Raw genomic sequence first — 23,134 nt, forward strand, 5'->3', positions numbered from 1 at the left:
GACCGTCCATGCCCCTGCGTGCGCGCCCCACCCGTGCGCGCTCGATGGCATTCCTCTTCCCGTTTCCAGGTCCATCACCACCATGATCAAGAGCCGCAAGCATTCCTCCCCCGCCCGCAGTGCCGCCAGCCTGGCCACCGCCAGCCTCGTCACCGGCCTCAGCCTGGCCATGCTGCCGGTGGCCGCCCAGGCCGAGTCGGCCAGTGACTCCCCGCGCACGCTGGACCAGGTGCAGGTGCAGGCCGCCCGCGGCTTCAAGGTCGACAAGGTCGCATCGCCCAAGTTCACCCAGTCCCTGCAGGACACGCCGCAGACCATCCAGATCATCAGCCGCGACCTGTTCACCCAGCAGGGCGCGACCACGCTGACCGATGCGCTGCGCAACAGCCCGGGCGTGGGTACGTTCTACGTCGGCGAGAACGGCAACACCAACACCGGCGACAGCATCTTCATGCGTGGGTTCGATACCTCCAGCAGCATCTTCGTGGACGGCGTGCGCGATGTCGGCTCGATCTCGCGCGATGTGTTCAATACCGAGCAGGTGGAAGTGTCCAAGGGCCCGGCCGGCACCGACAACGGCCGCTCCGCGCCCACCGGTTCGATCAACATGGTGAGCAAGCAGGCCAACCTGCATGACGCGGTGAGCGGCACCGTGTCGGTCGGCAGCGACAGCCAGCAGCGCGCGTCGGCCGACTGGAACCAGTCCCTCGGCGCCACCAGCGCGCTGCGCCTGAATGCCATGTGGCAGGACAGCGACCAGCCCGGCCGCGACCACGTGAACAACTCGCGCTGGGGCATCGCGCCGTCGCTGGCGTTCGGTCTGGGCACCAACACCCGCTATATCCTCAACCTGCTCTATGTGGACCAGCAGAACGTGCCCGACGGCGGCGTGCCGACCCTGGGCCTGCCCGGCTGGACGCCGCAGCCCACGCTGGAACCGCTGGCTGGCCATCCGGTGAACCCGGAGAACTTCTACGGCACCCGCGCCGACCATGACGATGTCACCGCGAAGATGGCCACCTTCCGCGTCGAGCATGACTTCAACGACAGCGTGCGCCTGACCAACACCGCACGTTGGGGCCGTACCGACCAGGACTACATGCTCACCGCCTTCATGGGCACCGGCACGCGCGGCGCCAACGGTGCGCCGACCGGCAACATCCGCTACACCGACCGCAACAACCTCGACACCTACACCATCGCGCGCAGCCTGCCGACCTTCAAGGACCAGCAGAACACCATCCTCACCGACCAGCTCAACCTGCGCGCGGACGTCAGCACCGGCGCCATCGTGCACAACCTGAGCACCGGCGTGGAGTTCACCCGCGAAGAACTCAAGAGCTTCGGGCAGGCGGCCACCAACGGCACCACCTGGTCGCCGGCCAACCTGTACAACCCGGACTGGAACGCCACCGGCCTGACCTGGGCACACAACGGTGCCGACAGCCGTGGCAAGACCACCACCTCGTCGGTGTACCTGTTCGATACGCTGAACTTCACCGACAGCTTCCTGGTCACCGCCGGCCTGCGTGCGGACCATTACAAGACCGAGTACCAGAGCGCGGTGGTGTGCGGCGGGCGTGGCCCGGCGTGCGGCAGCAACCCGGTGGGCACGGTGATTCCCAATCCGTCGCTGGAGCATTCCGACACCCTGCTCAACTGGAAGCTGGGCGCCGTGTACAAGGTCGGCGACATCGTCAGCCTGTACGGCAACTACGCGCTGTCCCAGCAGCCCCCGGGCGGCAGCAACTTCCAGCTGAGCAGCTCGGCCAGCAGCGCCGACAACCCCAGCCTGGACCCGCAGAAGGCCAAGACGCTTGAAGTGGGCACCAAGTGGGCCTTCCTCGACGATGCACTGGCCTTCAACGTCGCGCTGTTCAAGACCGAAGTCAGCAACGAGATCAACACCCAGGTGCTCGACGATGCCGGCAACCCGACCCAGACCGGCAAGAAGTCGGTGCAGGGCATCGAGGTGTCCACGGTGGGCCGCATCACCGACAACTGGTCGGTGTCGGCCGGCTACAGCCACCTGGATACCGAAGTCGAGGAAGGCGCCAACGTGGCCGCCGACGGCACCCGTAACCTGACCTACACCCCGGGCGCGACCTTCACCAGCTGGACCAGCTACACCTTCCCGTTCGGCCTGACCGTGGGCGGTGGCGTGCGTTACGCCGGCCGCATGCACCGCGGTACCGATGGCGCGGTGGGCACGCCGGCGTTCACCAAGTCGTACACGGTGTACGACGCAGTGGCCTCGTATGAAATCAACGAGCACCTGGTGCTGCGCTTGAACGCCTACAACCTGTTCGACAAGGACTATGTGGCCGCGATCAACAAGAGCGGCTACCGTTACACCCCGGGCGCCCCGCGCAGCGTGCTGTTCAGCGCGGACTTCCGCTTCTGATCCACCAAGGACCCTGCCATGCTCCTGCACGTTCCCGATGTCCTCAACGCCGACGAACTGGCCCACCTGCAGCGCGCGCTTGCCGCGGCAGACTGGGCCGACGGCCGCGAGACCGTGGGCGTGCAGGGCGCGCAGGTCAAGCGCAACCAGCAGTTGCCTGACGCCTCACCGCTGAAGGCCGAGCTGGGCAGGAACGTGCTGGCGGCGCTGGAACGGCACCCGCTGTTCTTCGCCGCCGCACTGCCGCTGCGCATCCTTCCGCCGCGTTTCAACCGCTACCAGGGCGGTGGCGAGTATGGCTTCCATGTGGATGGCGCGGTAATGATCACCGACAGCCAGGGCGTGCGCAGCCACCTGCGTTCGGACGTGTCATGCACGTTGTTCCTCAATGCGCCGGAGGACTACGAAGGGGGCGAACTGGTCATCAGTGATACCTACGGCGAGCATGAGGTGAAACTGCCTGCCGGCGACCTGGTGCTGTACCCGTCCAGCAGCCTGCACAAGGTCAACCCGGTCACCCAGGGCGCACGGCTGGCGTCGTTCTTCTGGGTACAGAGCATGGTCCGCGACGATGGCGCACGGCGGATGCTGCTGGAGATGGATGGCGCGATCGAGACGCTGCGCGTGACCGGCGGCGATCCGGGGGCGGTGCTGCAGTTGACCGGCGTGTATCACAACCTGTTGCGTCGCTGGAGCGAGACCTGACGCTGTAAATCATTCCCATTTGCGTTTGTTACATACCCTCTCTACAATCCCCGCCGCGCCAGACCTGCTGACGTGCTCCGACAGGGATATCTCCTTGCGCCACCCCCACCGCCACCGCAGCTTTGCCCCCGCCATGCGCGGGCAGCGCCCGGCGTTGGCGACGGTGTTGGCGTGGCTGGCCCTGCTCTCGATGTTGCTGGGCACGCTGCCGCTGCTGGAACAGCGCCTGCCCGGCACCGCCGCGCTGGTGCTGCAGCAGCCCGCCGAAGAACGTCCCGGCGGCGAGAATCGCCTGCAGGAAGAAGCCCCGGCCAAGCCACGCCGGACGGCCAGTGCCCGCCCGGCGGCCACGCCGCCGCGCCTGCCCCAGCCGCCGCTGACCGATTCGCTGGATGCCCTGATGGCCACCCTGGCCGAGCTGCCGCCGCAGGTCATCCCCACCATCGATTCCGCCCCGGCAACACCGCTGCCGGCGGCCCCCGGGTTGCGCGTCCAGCGCGGCCAGGCGCCCCCGCAGGGCTGATCCCGCCCGCGTCCGCGTCGCTGCGCCTGCACGACCGCCGCCGAGCGCCGCTGCTGCCTGCACTGCAGGCCCCCTGACGATTTTTCGATTGCGCTGCGGCCGCCGGCCACGGCGTTCCCGCGTTCGCATCCTTTTCGAGGTACTTCCCATGGCCCAGCGCCATCGTCGTCGCACGTCCCTGTCCCGCTGCTCGTTGAGCGTTGCCCTGTTGGGCGCGCTCAGCGCCCCCGCCTTCGCCTTCGCCGCCGGCGATGTCGCGGGCGACCCCAAGACCCTGGACCAGGTGGTGGTCACCGCCTCGGGCTTCGAACAGAAGATCACCGACGCCCCGGCCAGCATCAGCGTGGTCAGCCGCGAGGAGCTGGCCAAGCGCCCGTACACCAGCCTGGTGGATGCGCTGCGCGACGTGGAAGGCATCGACGTGGGCATGGAAACCACCGACAAGAACGGCCGCGCCACCATCTCCATGCGCGGCATGCCGTCCGAGTACACGCTGGTGCTGATCGACGGCCGCCGCCAGAGCAATGTGGGCCAGCTGTACCCGAACAACTTCGGCGGCGGCCAGTTCGCCTACCTGCCGCCGCTGGATGCGATCGAGCGCATTGAAGTGGTGCGTGGCCCGATGTCCACGCTGTACGGCTCCGATGCCATGGGCGGGGTCATCAACATCATCACCCGTCGCAACCAGGGCAGCTGGCACGGCTCGGTCACCCAGGGCTTCACCGTGCAGCAGGACGACCAGTTCGGCGATGCACGCACCACCGACGTGTACCTCACCGGCCCGCTGGTGAAGGAACGGTTGGACGTAGCCGTGCGCGGGAGTTACTACGATGCCAAGGCCTCCAACCCGGAATGGGAAGCACTGACCCTGCCCGACGGCACGCTGTGGGAACGCAGCATCGGCTTCGGCGGTGGTGGCAAGGCGGTGGCCAACACCAACTGGAACACCGGCGTGCGCCTGAGCTGGTCGATCAACGACGACCACGACCTGTCACTGGACTACGACGTCTCGCGCCAGAAGTACGACAACAGCGAAGGCCAGACCGGCACGCTGGACAGCGCTGCCAGCCTCTGGCGCGTGGGCAATGCCACCATTCCGAACCCCAACGGCACCGGCACGGTCACCCGCCGCGTGGTGCAGCCGCGCGTGGGCTACACCGCCTACCAGCGCTACGAGCGCGACCAGCTGGCACTGAGCCACCAGGGCCGTTATGCATTCGGCACCTGGCAGACCACGCTGACCCATACCAGGAGCAACAACCTGGGGCGTTCGCTGCCGCTGACCCTGGACGAACGCGCCGACCTGCAGACGCTGTGGAACGACGTGTGCCGCCGCACCGGCGCGGCCAACAACTGCGCCGCCGGCGCCCGTAACGGTCTCGCCGCGCTGAACCCCGCCGAGATGGCACGCCTGGAAGCATTCCTGCCACGCCCGCTGCGCACCATGGAGCTGGAAGGCTACGTGCTGGACACCATGCTCGACATGAGCTTGGACGCGCACAAACTGACCGTGGGCGGCCAGTACACCGACACCGACATGCTCGACGGCGTGTTCGGCATGGACGGCGCCGGCTACCGCGACAACGTCAAGCAGAAGCACCGCATGTGGTCTGTGTTCGCCGAGGACAACTGGGCGCTGACCGATGCGCTGACCGCAACGGTGGGCGTGCGTTACGACGACCACAACATCTTCGGCAGCCACGTCAGCCCGCGTGCCTACCTGGTGTGGAACGCCAGCGACGCCTGGACCTTCAAGGGTGGCGTGAGCACCGGCTACAAGACCCCGCGCCCGGACCAGCTGTTCCCCGGCGTCACCGGGTTCGGCGGCCAGGGCGTGCTGCCGCTGGTGGGTTCGCCCAACCTGCAGCCCGAAACCAGCACCAACTATGAAATCGCCTCGTACTACGAGGGCGAGCGCTGGGGCTTCAACGTCACCGGTTTCCTCAACAAGTTCGACGACAAGATCGCCAGCGGCGGCACCTTCCCGAACTGCGAAGTGGCACCGGTCGGCGGCGGCTACTGCGTGGACGTGGGCCCGGGCTGGGCGGCGCTGGGCTACAGCACCTTCAGCCAGAGCGTGAACATCGATACGGCTGAAACGCGGGGCATTGAAGCGGCGGCGCACGTGGACCTGCTGCAGAACCTGCAGCTGCGAGGCAACTACACGTATACGAAGTCCGAGCAGACCAGCGGCGCCGCGAACGGCCAACCGATCGCCGGCAATCCCGCCAAGCACATGGCCAATGCCAGCCTGAACTGGCAGGTCAGTGAGGCGGTGAGCCTGTCGCTGATCGGTGAGGGGCGGTATGACCGCTATCGGGACACGCTGGTGAGCAACGTGGGCGGGGTGAGTTCGTCGCAGGTGCGGTACTACGACGATTACACCATCTTCCACCTGGGTGGCAGTTGGAACATCAACGAGTGGCTGACGGTAAACGCGCGGGTGAACAACCTGTTCGACAAGGATTTCGTCTCGCAGTCGTGCGTGCTGATCAGCGACAGTGAGTACAACTGCGTGGATGATTACGCGACGAAGGACCAGCGTCGGAGTTACTGGATTTCGTTGAACGCGGCGTTCTGAGGTCCCGGCGCTGCGCGCCGCCGCCCGACCAACGGTCGGGCGCTACCGGCTCCCACACACACCGGGCGCCCCAGGCACACCGGGCGCCCCACGCACTGGTAGGTGCCGACCGTTGGTCGGCACACGCCGCAGACCGGCATCGCGCGACCAATAATTGCGAACCATTCTCATCAATGGTGTAATTGGCTATTCGTCTTCCTGCCGTGACCGTGGCCACCAGCGCTCCTTCTTCCGCCGTACAGCAACAGCAAAGCCGTGGCTTCTGGCTGCGCACCCTGCACCAGTGGCACTGGATCAGCTCGGCGGTGTGCCTGATCGGCATGCTGCTGTTCGCCGCCACGGGAATCACGCTGAACCATGCGGCAAAGATAGAGGCCACCCCGCAGGTGCTGAACCGCCAGCTGGAACTGCCGGCCGAGCTGCTGGGCCAGCTGGGCGACCGGACCGACGGCAACGCCCCGGTGCCACGCCCGGCGGTGCGCTGGCTGGACCGCGAACTGGGCATTTCCATCGGCCGTCGTCCGGCCGAATGGTCCGCCGGGGAAATCTATCTCTCCATGCCCAGCCCCGGCGGCGACGCCTGGTTGAGCATCGACCGCGAAAGCGGCGCGGTGGAATACGAAGCCACCTCGCGCGGCTGGGTGTCCTACTTCAACGACCTGCACAAGGGCCGTAACGCCGGCCCGGCCTGGGGCTGGTTCCTGGATGTGTTCGCCGTGGCCTGCCTGGTGTTCTGCATCACGGGCCTGTTCCTGCTGCACCTGCATGCGCGCCAGCGCCGCATGACCTGGCCGCTGGTGGGCCTGGGCCTGATGGTGCCGCTGCTGATCGCCCTGATCCTGATCCACTGACTTCCTTCGCCCTTCCCCTTCCCGGAGCCGCACCCATGCGCGTCACCCTCACCATCGCCCTGAGCGGCCTGCTGGCCACCTCGCCGGCCTATGCCACCACCCTGGACATCAACGTCGAGGTGCCCAAGCTCAACGTGGCCGAGTACCACCGCCCGTATGTGGCGGTGTGGCTGGAAGGCGCCGACCAGAAGGTCGCCGCCAACCTGGCGGTCTGGTACCAGCAGACCGGCAACAGCGAAGGCCATGGCACCAAGTGGCTGCCCGACCTGCGCCAGTGGTGGCGCAAGAGCGGCCGCGAGCTGAAGGTGCCGGTGGACGGCGTGACCGGGCCGACCCGACCGGTCGGCACCCACGCGCTGTCGTTCACCGACAAGCAGCCGGCACTGAAGGCGCTGGCACCGGGCAACTACACGCTGGTGGTGGAAGCGGCACGCGAAGTCGGCGGCCGCGAGCTGGTCAAGATTCCCTTTACCTGGCCGGCCACCGCGCCGCAGACCGGCAAGGCCCAGGGCAGCACCGAGCTGGGCCTGGTCACGCTGTCGTCCAAGCCCTGATGTTCCACTGCCCTCCCCGTCGAGGGCACCCTTAACCTGTACATGGAGTTGTTGATGAAGCGCTCGCTCGTCCTAGCCGCCGCCCTGGCCGCCGCCCTTCCGTTCTCCGCCCTGGCCCACAAGGCCTGGCTGCAGCCCTCGCAGACCGTGATCGCCGGTGACCATCCGTGGATCACCGTCGATGCGGCGGTGTCCAACGACCTGTTCTACTTCAACCACGTGCCGCTGCGCCTGGAAAGCCTGGTCATCACCGCACCGGACGGCAGCACCGTGCAGCCGCAGAACGCCTCCACCGGCAAGTTCCGCAGCGTGTTCGATGTCGAGCTGACCCAGCAGGGCACCTACCGCCTGGCCTCGGTCAACAACGGCCTGTCGGCCAGCTGGGAAGAAGACGGCAAGCCCAAGCGCTGGCGCGGCACCGTGGCGACCTTCGCCACTGAAGTGCCGAAGAAGGCCAAGAAGCTGCAGGTAAGCCAGTCGGTCAACCGCATCGAAACCTTCGTCACCAACGGCACCCCGAACAGCACCGCGCTGGCGCCGACCAAGTCGGGAATCGAGCTGGTCGCCGTGGGCCATCCCAACGACCTGGCCGCCGGCGAAGAAGCCAGGTTCCGCGTGCTGGTCGACGGCAAGCCGCGCGCCGGCCTGGCCTTCGAGATCACCCGTGGCGGCACGCGTTACCGCAACGCCCAGGAAGAGATCAAGGTCACCAGCGACAAGAAGGGCGAGTTCTCGGTCACCTGGCCCGAAGCCGGCATGTACTGGCTGGAAACAAGCAGCGAAGACAAGAAGACCACGCTCAAGCAGGCCAAGACCCGCCGCCTGAACTACGTCGCCACGCTGGAAGTGCTGCCGCTGTAATCATGTCCACCCTGCACGACATCGCCAGCCTCGGTGGCCACACCATGGGCACCACCTGGCAGGTCAAACTGACCACCACGCCCGGCCGCGATCTGCACCCGCTGCATGCGGGGATCCAGGCGCAGCTGGATGCGGTGGTCGCGCAGATGAGCACCTGGGAAGCGGCCAGCGACATTGCCGCGTTCAACCGCGCAGCGGCCGGCACGTCGCTGCCGCTGCCCGGCCTGTTCGCCGAGGTGATCGACTGCGCGCTCGATATCGCCCGGCGCAGCGAAGGGGCGTTCGATCCCACGGTCGGCCCGCTGGTCTCACTGTGGGGGTTCGGTGCGCACGCACACGCGCAACGCGTTCCCGATGCTGCCCGGCTGGCCGCCACGCAGGCACGCTGCGGTTGGCAGCGGCTGCACTGGCAGCATGGCCGCCTGCTGCAGCCGGGTGGACTGGAGCTGGATCTTTCGGCCATCGCCAAGGGCTTTGCGGTGGACCTGGTGAGCCGTTGGCTGCGCGGCGAGGGCATTGCGGCGGCACTGGTGGAAGTGGGCGGCGAGCTGCACGGCTATGGGCGCAAGCCCGATGGGCAGCCGTGGCGTGTCCTGGTCGAAGCAGGTCCCGAAGAAGAAGCAGAACTTGCGCATCCGCCGCGCGTGCTGGCATTGGACGATCTGGCCGTTGCTACTTCCGGTGATCGCTGGCACCAATTCGTCGAGGATGGCACGCACTACAGCCATACGCTGGATCCACGCGCGGGCGCGCCGGTCAGCCGCACGGCGGCCGCGGTGACCGTGGTCGCCCAGCACGCCATGCACGCCGATGGATGGGCCACCGCGTTGACGGTGATGGGCGCCCAGGAAGGGCTTGCGTTCGCCAATGCCAACGCGCTCGCCGCACGCTTCATCACCCGCACTGCGCAGGGCATCGAAGAACACTTGAGCACGGCGTTTACCGCGCTGCTCACCGAACAGGATGCCGCTGCATGAAAGGCAGCCCGTCGCGCGCGATAGTGGGCAATGTGCTGGTGGTGGCCCTGCTGGCCGGACTGGCGTGGTTGCTGTTGCGCCTGCATCTGCAGGAAGACTGGTGGTTGGCCACGCCACTGGCCTCGCACTGGCGTTGGGCGGCAGGCACCCTCACCGCCTACGCGGCGCTATGCGCGCTGCTGTGGTGGCGCGGCCGAACCCGCGACGATGTTGGCGGCGCCGCCGGCGCAGCACCGACGCTGCTGGTCTGGGCCAGCCAGACCGGGTTCGCCCAGCAGCTGTGCGAGCGCAGCGCCGAGGTCCTGCGCGCGGCCGGGGTGCCGGTGCGCGTGCGCGGCCTGCACCAGGTGGACGCCGCATTGCTGCAGCAGACCACCCGGGTGCTGCTGATCGCCAGCACCACCGGCGAAGGCGATCCACCGGACCACACCCTTCCCTTCCTGCGCCGCGTGATGCCGCAGGACATGGCACTGCCGCAGTTGCACTACGGTGTGCTGGCACTGGGCGACCGCAGCTACGGGCACTTCTGCGCGTTCGGCCACCAGCTCGATGCGTGGCTGCGCCAGCACGGCGCGCACCCGCTGTTCGACACGGTGGAAGTGGACAACGCCGACCCGGCCGCCCTGCGCCACTGGCAGCAGTTGCTGGGCCAGCTTGGCGGGAACGCCACCGAGCTGCCCGACTGGGCGCCGGCGCAGTACCAGCCCTGGCAGCTGCAGTCGCGCCGCCAGGAAAACCCCGGCAGCCCCGGCGCGGCGACGTGGCGGGTGAGCCTGGTGCCGGCCGATGGCGTGCTGCCGGCGTGGCAGGCCGGTGATGTGGCGGAGATTGGTCCGCAGCACAGTCCGGTCGAGGTCGATGCCTGGCTGGCCACGCATGCACGCGACGGCGCGGCGATGGTCGAGGGGCAGCCGCTGCGTGAGTGGCTGGCGCGCTCGCACCTGCCGGTACTGCCCGATGCGGTACCGGCCGATGACACGGCACTGGTGGCCACGCTCAAGCCGTTGCCGCACCGCGAATATTCCATTGCCAGCATGCCGGGCGAAGGCCACGTGCTGCTGCTATTGCGGCGGCTGCTGCGCCCGGATGGCACGCCGGGGCTGGGCAGCGGCTGGCTGTGCGATCACGCGGCGCTGGGTGGGCGCATCAACCTGCGCTTCCGCGGCAACCCGAATTTCCACGCACCCGCGCCGGACGCACCGCTGATCCTGATCGGCAACGGCACCGGCATTGCCGGGCTGCGCGCGCACCTTCGTGCGCGGGTGGACCTTGGCGCCGGTCGCAACTGGCTGCTGTTCGGCGAGCGTACCGCCGCGCATGATTTCTATTTCAAGGAAGACCTGCAGCGCTGGCAACGTGACGGCATGATCGCGCGGTTGGATACGGTGTTCAGCCGCGACGGCGGCGAGCACCGTTACGTGCAGGACCGCCTGCTCGCGCAGCTGGACACCCTGCGCCAGTGGGTCCGCGACGGCGCCACGATCCTGGTCTGCGGCAGCCTGCAGGGCATGGCCCCGGCAGTGGACGCGGTGATCGAACAGGCGCTGGGCCGCGAAGGCAAGGAAGCCCTGATCGTCGCCGGCCGCTACCGCCGCGACGTTTATTGACCGCGCTGGTCCAGGCGGATGGCGAGCAGCTCACCGCCACCACGCAACGCGTAGCGGCGGCGCGGCCCTGCCGCCAGCCACGCGGTGTCGCCCTGCTCCAGTGGCGGCAGTTCCGGCTCACCCTCGAACTCCGCCTGCCCCGCCAACAGATGGATCGCCCACGCCGTGCCCGGCTCGGTGAAGAAGAACATGCTGCCCACCAGCGGGCGGTGCAGCAGTTCGGCATCGACCTGGTCGCGCCGCCACATCAGGTTGAAATCATGGGTGAGCCCATCCACCAGCTCGCCATGGACCTCCGCTTCGCCGGCAAAGCGCAGGCGATCGTGTGGTGGCAGCAACGTATGCAGCGCGCCATCGGCAAAGCGCAGGCGCAGCCCTTCGCCGCGCAGCAGGACCAGTTCGCGGTCGATGCCGGGGAACGACGAGAACGCCGCATCCTGTTCGATCTCGGCAATCGACAAACGTACCAGCCACGCATCGCTGTCCGGCACGCGCAGGATTTCCCGCGTCCAGCCAAGACCATTTCGCCAGCGTTCGCGGCGGTATTCAAAGCTGGGAATGACGCGCGTGGCAGCGCTCAATGCGGTGGCGGTCGACATGCCGCCATTGTGCCTCAGCCGGGCTTGCCGCCGCAGTCCGCTTCCAGCAGCTGCGAGCGCGACAGCCACTCCTTGTCCGGGTAGTAGGCGAACACCATCGCGCCACCGCGCAGGCTGTCGATCAGCGGCCTCGCCACGGTCAGGCGTACCGCCGGGCAGCCCAGGCTGCGGCCGAGCCGGCCCTGCAGCCGGGCGATGGTGGGATTCACGTATGGCGCACCGTGGATGACGATGGCGCGGTCGCGCGCCTTGTCGTTGAAGCCCGGCTCCAGTCCCTCCAGGCGCAGCGAATAGCCGTTGCCGCCCATGTAGGTTTCCGTGGCGGTGAACGCGCCCAGGCTGGACATGAAACTGCCATCGCGGTTGGAGAAGCGTTCGGTGGCGTTGCCGCCGCTGTTGCGGCCATGGGCCACCCACTCCTCGAACAGCAGCTTCTGGTGGGCCAGGTCGAACACCCACATGCGCTGTTCGGTGGACGGGCGCGAGTAATCAATCACGCTCAAGCGGCCCGGATCAACGCCCAGCTCCGGCCGGCGCAGGGCGCAGGTCATCGCGTTGGCGGCCAGCTGCAGCACCTTGCGGTCCGCATTGGGCGCGGCGCGCGCCAGCATGTCGGCCAGCTGGGCCGGGGGCAGCGTGCGGGGTGGAGGCGTGGTCGCCGCACGGGCGCTGCCAGCCGGCGCGGTCAGCGCCAGCCCGCACAGGGCAACGGTGGCAATCGAAACGGGAATGGAACGCATCAACGCGGTACCGGCAGGGCCATCCCTACAAGGTGGCCCCGCCCGCGTCGGATTCCAAGACCGGCTGCAGGTTCTGTTCATCCGCCACCGGGCGAACCGCCGGCAGGCTGGTCACCAGCAGCGTGGTGCCCGGCACCAGCACCTTGTACAGCTGCGCGGCGAAGGACGGCGGCAGCGCCATGGGCAGGCTGGGCGTGGCCAGCAGGTCCGGGCTGGCGTTGCCAGCGCTCTGCCCCAGCAGCGGGTAGGCGGTCCACTTGTGCAGCTTCTGGGTCGCATCCAGCGGGCTGGCGGTGTCCGAATAGCCGTCCTGCATCACAAACAGCGTGGTGCCCTCGAACGCCGGCAGCGCCTTGGCTTCCAGCCGCGATTCGCCGATCAGCACGCCGTCGCGCAGCACGTACAGGCGCTGGTCGTGCAGGCTGACCAGGATGCCCACCTGGCCCGAGGGTGCGGCGCTGTCATTCCAATACTGGTCCGGCGCACCGGTGGTTTCCAGCAGGGTCTTGCCCACGCTGTTCACCGGGGCCAGCACCGCCGGGTAGGCCAGCGTCATCGGCGCGCTCTTGGCGTCGGCCACCACCACGGTATCGCCACGCTTGGTTTCGCCGAACAGCTTCTGCGCGAAGGCCTGGGGCAGGCGCACGCAGCCGTGCGACGCGGGATGCCCGGGCAGGTTGCCACCGTGCAGCGCGATGCCGTCCCAGGTCAGCCGCTGCATGTAGGGCATGGGCGCGCTGTTGTAGAGGTTGGATTTGTGGTCTTTGTCTTTCTGCAGGATGGTGAACACCCCGGTCGGCGTTTCATGCCCGGCCTTGCCCGAGCTGATCGTGCTCAGGCCAATGGCGATGCCGTTGCGGTACACGTAGGCACGCTGCTCATCCAGGCTGACCACCAGCACGATCGGCCCGGCCGGCGATATTTCCGGATGCCAGAGGAACTGACCGGGCTTGAGGTCGGTGGGGCCCGGCTCTGGCTGGGTTGCTGCGGGTGCAGGTGGAGTGGCGGCCAGCGCAGGAAATACAGCGGTGGCCAGCAGCGAAGCAAGTCCGAGGGTGAGCAGCGTGCGGCGTGGTGCCATGAAAAAGATCCCGGGGATTTGAGGGTGACGCTACACCCCCAGAAAAGAAATTGCCCGGTCACACATCCCTGTGCGGACCGGGCAATCGTCACGTCCTTGTCGGCATCCCGCCTTCCCCCTGTGCGTCCTGCCCAGTGTGGGTGCCGGCCATGCTCCATGCACTCGGCCGTATGTTGTTCCGCCATCCGTCCCCTTCCCGGGTATGGATGCCACCGTCCTGGTGGATCCGCGCCAATCCCTCCGCGCTGCGTCCCTGCGTGCCCCGTCCCTGCGGCTGTCGAGGTGGCCGGCTCCTGCCTGGCTACCGTGACCGGCTTCATGCCGGTCGCGACCCATCCTGTTGTGTCAGCGCCTTGGTACGGGTGCCGGCACTGCCCTCCTGGGCGGTGCCACCGTGGGCGCCGCCATGGCCCCCACCGTCATCCGTCGTCGATTCCGTTCGACCGTTGCTGTCCCTATCCCTTTCACCCGTGCCAGGTCCTCGACCCGGAGGAAAGGTCCGTGTTGTCGCCGGTACGCCACGATCGCCTGGGCCTTTTGGGCCCCTACGTTCGTCAATCCCTGCTGCAGCGTCGACGCATCTGCCGTATTGATGTTGATGCGGTCGGCCGCCGAAGCGGTTCCGGTCAACAGCAGTGCCAGCGCAAGCGCCTTCCACGAAAACCAAGGCCCCACCGTGTAGCTCCCTGTGACGTCGGACCGACCGCTGCCGGCATCCCGTCGGAGCAGTCAGTGTCCCTCGCCACATACACACAGCCTATCGTCCACATCACCTTCACACAGCCAGCTAAATACCTGACGTGATGTAGGGAAATCCCTACCCCCTGCGCAGGCGTAGAATGGCGGGATCAGCCACATGCATTCGGAGTACCAGATGGACAGCGCCAAGCTCGGCCAATTCGTCAGTGAAAAGTGGGACAGCGAGATCGTTCCGCAATTGGTCGAATACATCCGCATTCCCAACAAATCGCCGATGTTCGACGCCAATTGGGTCGAGAACGGCTACATGGAGCAGGCCGTCACCCTGATGGAAACCTGGGCCAGGGCGCAGAAGCTGCCGGGCCTGAAGGTCGAAGTGGTGCGCCTGGAAGGCCGCACGCCGCTGCTGCTGCTGGAAATTCCCGCCACCGGCGCCGAAACCGGCGACGACACCGTGCTGCTGTACGGCCACCTGGACAAGCAGCCGGAAATGACCGGCTGGGACGACGACCTCGGCCCGTGGGTGCCGGTGCTGCGCGGCGACAAGCTGTACGGCCGCGGCGGCGCCGATGACGGCTACGCCATCTTCGGCTCGCTGGCTGCGGTGCTGGCGCTGCAGGAACAGAACCTGCCGCACGCGCGCTGCGTGGTGCTGATCGAAGCCTGTGAGGAATCGGGCAGCTACGACCTGCCGGCCTACGTGGACCACCTGGCCGACCGCATCGGCAAGCCGTCGCTGGTGGTGTGCCTGGATTCGGGCTGCGCCAACTACGACCAGCTGTGGTGCACCACCTCGCTGCGCGGCCTGACCGGCGGCAACTTCTCGGTGAAGGTGCTCAACGAGGGCGTGCATTCGGGCGATGCCTCCGGCGTGGTGCCGTCCAGCTTCCGCCTGCTGCGCCAGCTGCTGTCGCGCATCGAAGACGAAAAGACCGGCCGCATCCTGCTCGACGGCATGCACGTGGAGATTCCGGAAGAGCGCCAGGCCCAGGCCAAGCGCGCTGCCGAGGTGGTGGATACCGAGATCTTCGAGAAATTCCCGATGGTCGACGGCCTCAAGCCGATGAACGACGACCTCACCGAACTGGTGCTCAACCGCACCTGGCGCCCGGCGCTGTCGGTGACCGGCGTGGACGGCATGCCGCCGTTGGCCTCGGCCGGCAACGTGCTGCGCCCGCATACCGCGGTGAAGCTGTCGCTGCGCCTGCCGCCGACCGCCGACGGCAAGGCCTGCGGTGAACTGCTGAAGGAAGCCCTGCTGCGCGACCCGCCGAACGGCGCGGAAGTGAAGCTGGACCTGGAAAAGGCTTCCTCCGGCTGGAACGCTCCGGCGATGGCGCCGTGGCTGACCCAGGCGATCGACGAGGCCAGCCAGACCTTCTTCGGCAAGCCGGCGATGTACATGGGCGAAGGCGGCTCGATTCCGTTCATGGGCATGCTGGGCGAGAAGTTCCCCGGCGCGCAGTTCATGATCACCGGCGTGCTCGGCCCGCATTCCAACGCGCACGGCCCGAACGAGTTCCTGCACATCCCGATGGGCAAGCGCGTCACCTCGTGCGTGTCCAAGGTGATCAGCGAGCACTACGCGGCCAGCCTGCGCGGTGAAACCAGCGGTTCGCCGGTGGCCGCCGACAGCGGCACCCGCCACGGCGGCCACGGCTGCTGCTGATAGCGACGATGACGGACGCAGCCTGCCCTTGGTAGGCTGCGTCAATCTTCTGCGGGAAACAGCGCAATGAATGGTCTGTTCGGCAGCACCAGCTGGCTCTACATCATCCTGGTCGGCTTCGTGGTCGGCCTGCTCGGGCGCTTCGTGATGCCCGGCAACAACCGCATGGGCTGCCTGCTGACCATCGTGCTGGGCATCGTCGGCGCACTGGTGGCCGGCTGGTTCGGCCAGTACATGGGCTGGTATGCGCGCGGCGAACCGGCCGGCTTCATCGGCGCGATCCTGGGCGCCATTGCAGTGCTGGCCCTGCTCCGCCTGTTAAGCAGCAAGCGCTGAACGCACTCCCCCCCTTCTTCCCGAGCGCCGCAGGGCGCCGCTTCGACGTACCTGTCCATGAACGATCCTGCTTCCGACCCACTGCGCGCCGAGCTTCGCCGGCAGTGGACCTGCGCCGCGCTGGGCGACCCCGACCTGCACCTGGACCGGGCGTCGGTGGACGCTGGGTTCCGCAGCTACTGGCGCGCCACCAGCGTGCACGGCAGCCACGTCGTGATGGATTCGCCGCCCGGGCTGGAGGATGTACGCCCGTGGCTGCGCATGCATGACCTGCTGGAACCCAACGGCGTGCGCGTACCGCGCGTGCTGGCCCGCGACGAGGAACAGGGCTTCCTGCTGCTGGAAGATCTCGGCGGCCCGACCCTGGCCCGGCACATCGATGACGCCAATGCCGACGCATGGTTCGATGCCGCCTTCGGGCAGCTGATCCGCCTGCAGCAGATTCCCGTTCCCGAGGGCATGGGGTCGTTCGGCGAGGCCCTGCTGCAGCGCGATGCCGGGCTGTTCGACGAATGGTTCCTGCAGCGCCACCTGGGCCTGCAGCTGGACTGCGGTGAGCTTGAAACGCTGCAGCTGGCGCATCGCCGGCTGATGGACAACGCGCTGCAGCAGCCGCAGGTGCTGACCCACCGCGACTTCATGCCGCGCAACCTGATGCCCACCGAACCCGGCCCGGCCGTGCTGGATTTCCAGGACCTGGTGCGCGGACCGATTGCCTACGACCCGGTGAGCCTGTTCAAGGATGCGTTCCTGAGCTGGCCGCTGGCGCGCGTGGATGCCTGGCTGGCGCGCTACCACGCACAGGCGCTGGCGGCAGGCTTGCCGGTGCGGCCGTGGCCGCAGTTCCTGCGCGATGCCGACTGGATGGGCGTGCAGCGCCACCTGAAGATCCTGGGCCTGTTCGTGCGCCTGCGCGACCGCGATGGCAAGGGCCACTATTTCGCCGACGCGCCGCGTTTCATCCGCTACCTGGATGAAGTGCTGCCGCGCCATCCGGAACTGGCCGGGTTGAACACCCTGCTGCAGGAACGGATCAAGCCGGCGATGGCCGCGCTGGCATTGCCGGTCTCCAGCCGCGCATGAAGGCGATCATCTTCAGCGCCGGCAAGGGCGAGCGCATGCGCCCGCTCACGCTCACCACGCCCAAGCCGTTGCTGGTGGCAGGCGGCAAACCGCTGATCGTGTGGCACCTGGAGCGGTTGGCGGCGGCCGGTTTCAGCGAGGTGGTGATCAACACCTCGTGGCTGGGCGACCAGTTCGAACCCGCGCTGGGCAATGGGGATCGGTGGGGCCTGCGCCTGCATTTCATCGACGAAGGCGCGGTGCCGCTGGAGACCGGTGGCGGCATCCTCAATGCGCTGCCACTGCTGGGCGATGCGCCGTTCCTGGTGATCAACGGCGATGTCTGGACCGATGTGGATGTCGCCACGTTGCCACGGCAACCAAAGGGCGATGCGCACCTGGTGCTGGTCGACAACCCGGTGCAGCACCCGCGCGGGGATTTCATCCTGCGCGCGGATGGCACGGTCAGTGATGAAGGCAATGCACCGCGGCTGACGTACGCGGGCGTGGGGGTATTTCGCCCGTCGATTCTCGATGGATGGCGCAGCGTGATCGGCAACACCGAAGGCGCAGCTGCAACTCCGCCACAGTTTGGCCTGGCCCCGCTGATGCGCCACGCGATGGCAAGCAGCCGCGTAACCGGACAACACCATCAAGGAAGGTGGACCGACGTAGGCACGCCGGAACGCCTGGCAGATCTGGACGCAACCCTGCGGTAGGGTTGGATTCCGATCAACCGCCGATACCGCCCATCGGTGCGACAGACGCATGACCACGGCCGAAGCCGCGCGTGATCACAACCGGTGCGACCCTTCTTCCACCACCTGCCGCAGAAACGGCACGGTAATGCGACGCTGCGCGGCCAGCGATTCCCGGTCCAGCCAGTCCAGCAGGCTCACCAGGCTGCCCAGCTCCCGCCCGGTGCGGGTCAGCAGCCACTCGATGGCCGCCTCATCAATCGACAACCCCCGCCGCGCCGCACGCTCACGCAGCACGGCCGCGCGGCCTTCGTCATCCAGCGGCTGCAGTACCACGCGCACGCACTGCTGCAGGCGCGAGCGCAGGTCCGGCAGCACCAGCCCCAGCTGGTCCGGCGCGTGCTGCGCGGTGTACATCAAGGTGATGCCCGCACTGCGCGCGCGGTTATGGAAATCGAACAGCGCCACTTCGTCGTCGCGGTTGCCGGCCACCGCATCCAGCCCATCCAGCGCCACCAGGTCGCGGCCTTCCAGCGATTCCAGCGCAGCGCGGGTGCGCCCCACCACCGCCTTCAGCGGCAGGTAGGTGGGCTGGCGCCCGGCCTGTTCGGCCAGCGAGCACATCGCAAGCGCCTGGTGGGTCTTGCCGGTGCCCGCCGCCCCTTCCAGGTACACCCAGTGCGGGTCGTCGCCCACGGCAATGGCGCGCAGCTGCGCCAGCGCACCATCGGGCGCGCCGATGAAGGTTTCCAGTCGCTCGTCCTGCGGGTAGCGCAGGGCAAGCGGCAGCTGCGGCACTACGCTCACTTCAGGTCCGGGCCCTTCGGCGCATCGACGATCAGGGTCGGCTTGTCGATGTACGAATCAAGCACGATCGCGGTCTTCTCGCCGGCATACAGTTCGCTCTCGCGATAGCGCAGGTGCGCATAGCGCAGCAGCACGTTGCTCACCGCCGCCACCGGCAGCGCCAGCAGCATGCCCAGGAAGCCGAACAGCTGGCCACCGGCCATCACCGCGAAGATCACCGCCACCGGGTGCAGGCCGATCTTGTCGCCCACGATGCGCGGGGTGAGCACGTAGCTTTCCAGCAGCTGGCCCACGGTGAACACCACGCCGACCAGGATCAGCAGCTTCAGGTCGAAGCCCTGCGCCTGGACCAGCGCGGCCAGCACCGCCATGACGATGCCGGTGGTGGCGCCCAGGTACGGAATGAAGCTGATCAGGCCGGCGATCAGGCCGATCAACAGGCCCAGCTTCAGGCCCACCAGCGACAGGCCGATGGCGTAGATCAGGCCCAGCGCGACCATCACCAGGAACTGGCCGCGGATGAACGCGCCCAGCACTTCGTTGGATTCACGCGCCAGCTTGCTGATGGTGCCCACATGGTTGCGCGGAATGGTCGAGGCCACCCGCTCGACCAGCTTGTCCCAGTCGCGCAGGAAATAGAACGCCAGGATCGGCAGCAGCAGGATGTTGACCACCCAGGTCACCATCGCAAAGCCGGAGCGCGACACGTAGCCAAAGAAGGTCTTGGCGAAGCCGCCGGCCTGTTCCCAATGGCTGCGCACCCAGTCGATCAGCCGGTCCGGTTCCAGCCACGGCATGATTTCCATGCCGGTCTTCTGCTCGAACCACGGAATGCCCTTCTCCATCAGCCACTGCTGGGCCTGCGGAATGGCCGCGATCAGGGTGGAAATCTGGCGTTCGATCATCGGCACCAGGATCAGCAGCGCGGCGGTGATCACCAGCACCATCGCCACGAACACCAGCACCACGCCGGTGTTGCGCGAGCGGCCGTTGGCCTCGATGCGGTCCACCAGCGGGTCGCCCAGCCAGGCCAGCGCCAGGGCAAGCACGAACGGGGTCAGGATCGGGGCCAGCAGCCACACCACCCAACCCACCGCCAGCGCGAACAGGATGTACTTGACGCGGCGCAGGAACTGCGCGATCTCGGCTTCCGGGGTGAGGATCATCGCAGGCGGTACTCGTTGCTGGCGGGCGGCGGCGGGGTGCCCGGGGCCGCGTCTTCATCGATCGGCACGGGCAGCGGGGCCAGCGGCACGATCACGCCGTTCTCGCCCAGCATGCGGTTCAGCCCGGCCAGGCCGGCGGTCATCTCCAGCGACAGCTCCAGGCGGTTGCCCGAGGCGCGCAGCGGGGTGATGTTGCGCACCACCGGGTTCTCGCGCAGGCCGGCGGCCAGGCGCATGTAGTCCTCGGCGCTGTCTACCCCGGTCACGGCGATGGTGTAGGTGCCGGCCGCGCCGGTGGCCGCACCGGCCTTGGCGTAGCGCTTGACCAGCGCGTCAGCTGCGCCGTCGGCGCCGCTGGACATCGCGCGACGGGCGTCGCTGTCCTTGACCGTCCACTTGTTCAGTTCCTTGCCGCCGTCCACGAACACCCAGTCCGCGACCCAACCGCCGGTACTGTCGCGGTAGAGCTTGCCGACCAGCTGCATCGGCGGGGCGTAGCGGGAGGAGGCACGGGCCACGGCTGCGGTGTCCTGGCGCCAGATCGCGCCGACCACGGCCTGCTCGGCGGCGCTGCCGGTCGGCAGGCCGAGCTTGAAGCCGCGCTCGATGGCCCGGTTCAGCAACGGGCGGGCCGCGTTGGCCTGCTGCACCGTGACCAACCGCGGGCCGGAGCCGTCATCGATGGCCAGCCAGATCACCGGCTTGGGCCGCGGCTGCGGCCACAGCGGCAGGCCCAGCGCGGAAATCAGCCCGTCCACGTCGTCCTGGCGGAACCGGGCCACCAGCATGGTGCGGTAGCTGGGGGCGCCGCTGGCCGAGGTGCTCTGGTCCTGGCGGTAGTCATAGCTGGCCACGTAGTTCTTCGCGTCGCGCAGGGCCTGCATCACGCCCGGGCGGGACAGCACGCTGCGGTCGCCCGACAGCTTGGTCAGCACGTTGCCCAGCGCGCGGGCCAGGGCCCCGTTGCGGTCGGACTCGCCTTGGCTGTTGACCGGCACTTCGGCCTCATAGGCCCCGCTGGCCGTGGCCACGTCGCCTTCGGTACGCAGGCCGCTCTGGGCCATCGTGGCCACCGGCAGGCACAGCGCGAGGAACATCATTACAAAGAGGCTGCGGCGCATCAGGACTTCCATTGAGCGTATCCGGGGGGAATTGTTGCCCGAATAGGGCCTGCGCGCCAACGTGGCCTGTTAAAATCCCGCTTTCACCCCAGCGCAGCGCCGACGCCCGTGACCAATTCCCCGTCCAACCCCTCCCCCCTGACCTACCGCGACGCCGGCGTCGACATCGACGCGGGCAACGAACTGGTCGAGCGCATCAAACCGCTGGTGAAGCGCAGCTTCCGGCCCGAGGTGATGGGTGGCCTGGGCGGGTTCGGGGCGCTGTTCGACCTCTCCAGCAAGTACCGCGAGCCGGTGCTGGTGTCGGGTACGGATGGCGTTGGCACGAAGCTGAAGCTGGCACAACAGCTGGACCGCCACGACACGATCGGCATCGACCTGGTCGCCATGTGCGTGAACGACGTGCTGGTGCAGGGCGCCGAGCCGCTGTTCTTCCTGGACTACTTCGCCACCGGCAAGCTCGACATCGACACCGCCGCGGCGGTCGTGGGCGGCATCGCCAACGGCTGCACCGAGGCCGGCTGCGCGCTGATCGGCGGCGAAACCGCGGAAATGCCCGACATGTATGCCCCGGGTGAGTACGACCTGGCCGGCTTCACCGTGGCCGGCGTGGAAAAGAGCGAGCTGAAGGACGGCGCCAGCGTCGCTGAGGGCGACGTGCTGATCGGCATCGCCTCGTCCGGCCCGCATTCCAACGGCTACTCGCTGGTGCGCCGCATCTACGACCGTGCCGGCCAGCCGGCCGACCTGGAACTGGAAGGCGGGGTCAAGCTGGTCGATGCGCTGATGGCGCCGACCCGCCTGTACGTGAAGCCGATCCTGGCCCTGCTCAAGACCCATGGCGCGGCCATCCACGGCATGGCCCACATCACCGGTGGCGGGCTGACCGAGAACATCATCCGCGTGGTGCCCGACGGCCTGGGCCTGGACATCGATGCCTCGTCCTGGACCCTGCCGCCGGTGTTCCAGTGGCTGCAGAAGGAAGGCGCGGTGGCCGACAGCGAAATGTGGCGTACCTTCAACTGCGGCATCGGCTTCGTGCTGATCGTCGCCGCGGACCAGGTGGCGAGCGTGACCGCCGCCGTCGAGGCGCAGGGCCTGGCGCAGTGGACCATCGGCAAGGTCACCACGGCCGACGGCGCCGAACGCGTGCGGATCGGCTGACCGGCCAAGGAGACCTGCATGGACGCACCGCTCCCTCCCGCCCCTGCGCTGTCACTGGAAGACGCCTCGCACCTGCGATTGCTGTCTATCTTCCATTACGTCGTGGCCGGCCTGACCGCGCTGTTCTCGCTGTTTCCGCTGATCCATGTGGGCATCGGCATCGCTGCGCTTAGCGGCGCGATGCCCATTGAAAGCAATGGCGGGGCGGCGTCGCCTGATGAGACCCGGCTGTTCGGCTGGCTGTTCATCGTGATCGGCTCGATCCTGATCCTGTGCGGCCTGACCCTGGCCGGCTTCATGGCGTATGCCGGGCGCTGCCTGGCCCGCCAGCAGCGGCATACGCTGTGCCTGGTCGTGGCCGCCTTGTCGTGCATGTTGATGCCGCTGGGCACGGTGCTGGGCGTGTTCACCCTGATCGTGCTGTTGCGGCCGGCGGTCAAGGCCGCCTTCGACGCTTCCCCCACTGCCCACGCCTGAGGCCTGCCGATGTCTTCCACCCCCCCGCCGCTGAACTTCCCGCGCGGCTGGACACCGCATCAGGTCGCCTCGCACCTGCATACCCTGAAGATCCTGTTCTACATCCTGGGCGTGCTGGAACTGCTGCTGGTGCCGATCCTGCTGCTGGGCGCCGCCGGCGGCTACATCAGCGAAAGCAACAGCGCCAACCCCAACGCCCAGCCGGCCCTGCTGGCGGCGATCATGGTTGGCGCCGGCGCGATCTTCGCCGGCCTGGGTACCTTGAACATCCTCGGCGCGCGGCGCATGGCCGAGCGCCGTTCGCACAAGCTGTGCAAGATCGCCGCCGGCGCGGCCTGCCTGGCCGGCGCGCTCGGCATCGCGCTGGGCGTTTACGCCCTGATCGTACTGATGCGCCCGGAAGTGGTGGCCAGCTTCAGCGCTTCTGACGGTACGGTCGCGGCATGAGCGAC

At 67.9% G+C, this 23,134-nt stretch carries 23 protein-coding genes; 16 read left to right on the top strand and 7 right to left on the bottom strand.

Annotated features, from left to right (window positions below; translation table 11 throughout):
• Nucleotides 1–82 precede the first annotated feature (82 nt).
• From QE395_RS13435 to QE395_RS13475, 9 genes are all read left to right on the top strand, one after another.
• On the top strand, nucleotides 83–2,404 hold the full coding sequence (locus tag QE395_RS13435) for a catecholate siderophore receptor Fiu (protein WP_306989562.1): 2,322 nt from the start codon (nucleotides 83–85) through the stop codon (nucleotides 2,402–2,404).
• Between the two features lie 18 nt (nucleotides 2,405–2,422).
• On the top strand, nucleotides 2,423–3,109 hold the full coding sequence (locus tag QE395_RS13440) for a Fe2+-dependent dioxygenase (RefSeq protein WP_210131776.1): 687 nt from the start codon (nucleotides 2,423–2,425) through the stop codon (nucleotides 3,107–3,109).
• 94 nt (nucleotides 3,110–3,203) lie between these two features.
• Nucleotides 3,204–3,632, top strand: a complete 429-nt coding sequence (locus tag QE395_RS13445; RefSeq protein ID WP_306989564.1) for a hypothetical protein — start codon at nucleotides 3,204–3,206, stop codon at nucleotides 3,630–3,632.
• A gap of 148 nt (nucleotides 3,633–3,780) precedes the next feature.
• Nucleotides 3,781–6,213, top strand: coding sequence for a TonB-dependent receptor (locus QE395_RS13450; protein WP_306989566.1), 2,433 nt, complete (start codon nucleotides 3,781–3,783; stop codon nucleotides 6,211–6,213).
• Between the two features lie 209 nt (nucleotides 6,214–6,422).
• The gene (locus tag QE395_RS13455) at nucleotides 6,423–7,064 is read left to right on the top strand and encodes a PepSY-associated TM helix domain-containing protein (protein WP_095363795.1); all 642 of its coding nucleotides are present in this window, start codon (nucleotides 6,423–6,425) and stop codon (nucleotides 7,062–7,064) included.
• A gap of 35 nt (nucleotides 7,065–7,099) precedes the next feature.
• The gene (locus tag QE395_RS13460; protein WP_210131782.1) at nucleotides 7,100–7,618 is read left to right on the top strand and encodes a DUF2271 domain-containing protein; all 519 of its coding nucleotides are present in this window, start codon (nucleotides 7,100–7,102) and stop codon (nucleotides 7,616–7,618) included.
• A 54-nt stretch (nucleotides 7,619–7,672) separates the two neighbouring features.
• Nucleotides 7,673–8,479, top strand: coding sequence for a DUF4198 domain-containing protein (locus QE395_RS13465; protein ID WP_068849875.1), 807 nt, complete (start codon nucleotides 7,673–7,675; stop codon nucleotides 8,477–8,479).
• 2 nt (nucleotides 8,480–8,481) lie between these two features.
• Nucleotides 8,482–9,456 (top strand): FAD:protein FMN transferase, encoded by a 975-nt coding sequence (locus QE395_RS13470; protein WP_095363746.1) that lies wholly within the window; start codon nucleotides 8,482–8,484, stop codon nucleotides 9,454–9,456.
• Nucleotides 9,453–11,063, top strand: a complete 1,611-nt coding sequence (locus QE395_RS13475; protein ID WP_306989570.1) for a sulfite reductase flavoprotein subunit alpha — start codon at nucleotides 9,453–9,455, stop codon at nucleotides 11,061–11,063. Before QE395_RS13470 ends, QE395_RS13475 begins: the two co-directional genes overlap by 4 nt.
• On the opposite strand, the gene QE395_RS13480 is transcribed toward QE395_RS13475, so the two are convergent.
• The 4 genes from QE395_RS13480 to QE395_RS13495 all read right to left on the bottom strand — a co-directional run bounded on the left by QE395_RS13480 (nucleotide 11,057) and on the right by QE395_RS13495 (nucleotide 14,119).
• Nucleotides 11,057–11,662 (bottom strand): HutD family protein, encoded by a 606-nt coding sequence (locus QE395_RS13480; RefSeq protein WP_306989572.1) that lies wholly within the window; start codon nucleotides 11,660–11,662, stop codon nucleotides 11,057–11,059. The two genes, QE395_RS13475 and QE395_RS13480, sit on opposite strands and share 7 nt — an antisense overlap.
• Before the next feature lie 14 nt (nucleotides 11,663–11,676).
• Nucleotides 11,677–12,402, bottom strand: coding sequence for a murein L,D-transpeptidase catalytic domain family protein (locus tag QE395_RS13485; protein ID WP_306989575.1), 726 nt, complete (start codon nucleotides 12,400–12,402; stop codon nucleotides 11,677–11,679).
• A gap of 25 nt (nucleotides 12,403–12,427) precedes the next feature.
• A complete protein-coding gene (locus QE395_RS13490; RefSeq protein WP_306989577.1) occupies nucleotides 12,428–13,483 on the bottom strand; it encodes a L,D-transpeptidase in 1,056 nt (351 codons plus the stop codon).
• A gap of 345 nt (nucleotides 13,484–13,828) precedes the next feature.
• Nucleotides 13,829–14,119, bottom strand: coding sequence for a helix-hairpin-helix domain-containing protein (locus QE395_RS13495; RefSeq protein WP_306990510.1), 291 nt, complete (start codon nucleotides 14,117–14,119; stop codon nucleotides 13,829–13,831).
• A 238-nt stretch (nucleotides 14,120–14,357) separates the two neighbouring features.
• Here QE395_RS13495 and QE395_RS13500 point away from each other — a divergent pair, with 238 nt between their 5' ends.
• The 4 genes from QE395_RS13500 to murU all read left to right on the top strand — a co-directional run bounded on the left by QE395_RS13500 (nucleotide 14,358) and on the right by murU (nucleotide 17,968).
• On the top strand, nucleotides 14,358–15,851 hold the full coding sequence (locus QE395_RS13500; protein WP_306990513.1) for a M20 family metallopeptidase: 1,494 nt from the start codon (nucleotides 14,358–14,360) through the stop codon (nucleotides 15,849–15,851).
• A gap of 66 nt (nucleotides 15,852–15,917) precedes the next feature.
• Entirely contained in the window at nucleotides 15,918–16,187 is a 270-nt protein-coding gene (locus QE395_RS13505) for a GlsB/YeaQ/YmgE family stress response membrane protein (RefSeq protein WP_095363741.1), read from the top strand.
• A gap of 57 nt (nucleotides 16,188–16,244) precedes the next feature.
• Nucleotides 16,245–17,270, top strand: a complete 1,026-nt coding sequence (locus QE395_RS13510; RefSeq protein WP_095363740.1) for a phosphotransferase — start codon at nucleotides 16,245–16,247, stop codon at nucleotides 17,268–17,270.
• On the top strand, nucleotides 17,267–17,968 hold the full coding sequence (murU, locus tag QE395_RS13515; RefSeq protein WP_306989581.1) for an N-acetylmuramate alpha-1-phosphate uridylyltransferase MurU: 702 nt from the start codon (nucleotides 17,267–17,269) through the stop codon (nucleotides 17,966–17,968). Before QE395_RS13510 ends, murU begins: the two co-directional genes overlap by 4 nt.
• A gap of 75 nt (nucleotides 17,969–18,043) precedes the next feature.
• Here murU and hda read toward each other — a convergent pair whose 3' ends face one another.
• The 3 genes from hda to QE395_RS13530 are packed head-to-tail and all read right to left on the bottom strand — an operon-like array spanning nucleotide 18,044 to nucleotide 21,041.
• On the bottom strand, nucleotides 18,044–18,754 hold the full coding sequence (gene hda, locus QE395_RS13520; RefSeq protein WP_068849849.1) for a DnaA regulatory inactivator Hda: 711 nt from the start codon (nucleotides 18,752–18,754) through the stop codon (nucleotides 18,044–18,046).
• Nucleotides 18,751–19,920 carry an AI-2E family transporter gene (locus QE395_RS13525; protein WP_306989584.1) on the bottom strand — a complete coding sequence of 390 codons (1,170 nt, stop codon included), beginning with the start codon at nucleotides 19,918–19,920 and terminating at the stop codon, nucleotides 18,751–18,753. The genes hda and QE395_RS13525 overlap by 4 nt, the downstream gene beginning before the upstream one ends.
• On the bottom strand, nucleotides 19,917–21,041 hold the full coding sequence (locus QE395_RS13530; protein WP_083214254.1) for a DUF2066 domain-containing protein: 1,125 nt from the start codon (nucleotides 21,039–21,041) through the stop codon (nucleotides 19,917–19,919). Before QE395_RS13530 ends, QE395_RS13525 begins: the two co-directional genes overlap by 4 nt.
• Before the next feature lie 138 nt (nucleotides 21,042–21,179).
• Between QE395_RS13530 and purM the strand changes: the two genes are divergently transcribed.
• From purM to QE395_RS13545, 3 genes are read left to right on the top strand one after another with little or no spacing between them, the layout of a single operon-like run.
• The gene (gene purM / locus QE395_RS13535; RefSeq protein WP_306990515.1) at nucleotides 21,180–22,205 is read left to right on the top strand and encodes a phosphoribosylformylglycinamidine cyclo-ligase; all 1,026 of its coding nucleotides are present in this window, start codon (nucleotides 21,180–21,182) and stop codon (nucleotides 22,203–22,205) included.
• Nucleotides 22,206–22,223: 18 nt separating this feature from the next.
• Complete coding sequence (locus tag QE395_RS13540) at nucleotides 22,224–22,682, top strand: hypothetical protein (RefSeq protein ID WP_095363736.1); 459 nt, start codon at nucleotides 22,224–22,226, stop codon at nucleotides 22,680–22,682.
• A gap of 9 nt (nucleotides 22,683–22,691) precedes the next feature.
• Nucleotides 22,692–23,129 carry a hypothetical protein gene (locus QE395_RS13545; RefSeq protein WP_068849836.1) on the top strand — a complete coding sequence of 146 codons (438 nt, stop codon included), beginning with the start codon at nucleotides 22,692–22,694 and terminating at the stop codon, nucleotides 23,127–23,129.
• Nucleotides 23,130–23,134 lie beyond the last annotated feature (5 nt).

Source organism: Stenotrophomonas sp. SORGH_AS_0282, assembly GCF_030818125.1.
Classification (GTDB): domain Bacteria; phylum Pseudomonadota; class Gammaproteobacteria; order Xanthomonadales; family Xanthomonadaceae; genus Stenotrophomonas; species Stenotrophomonas rhizophila_A.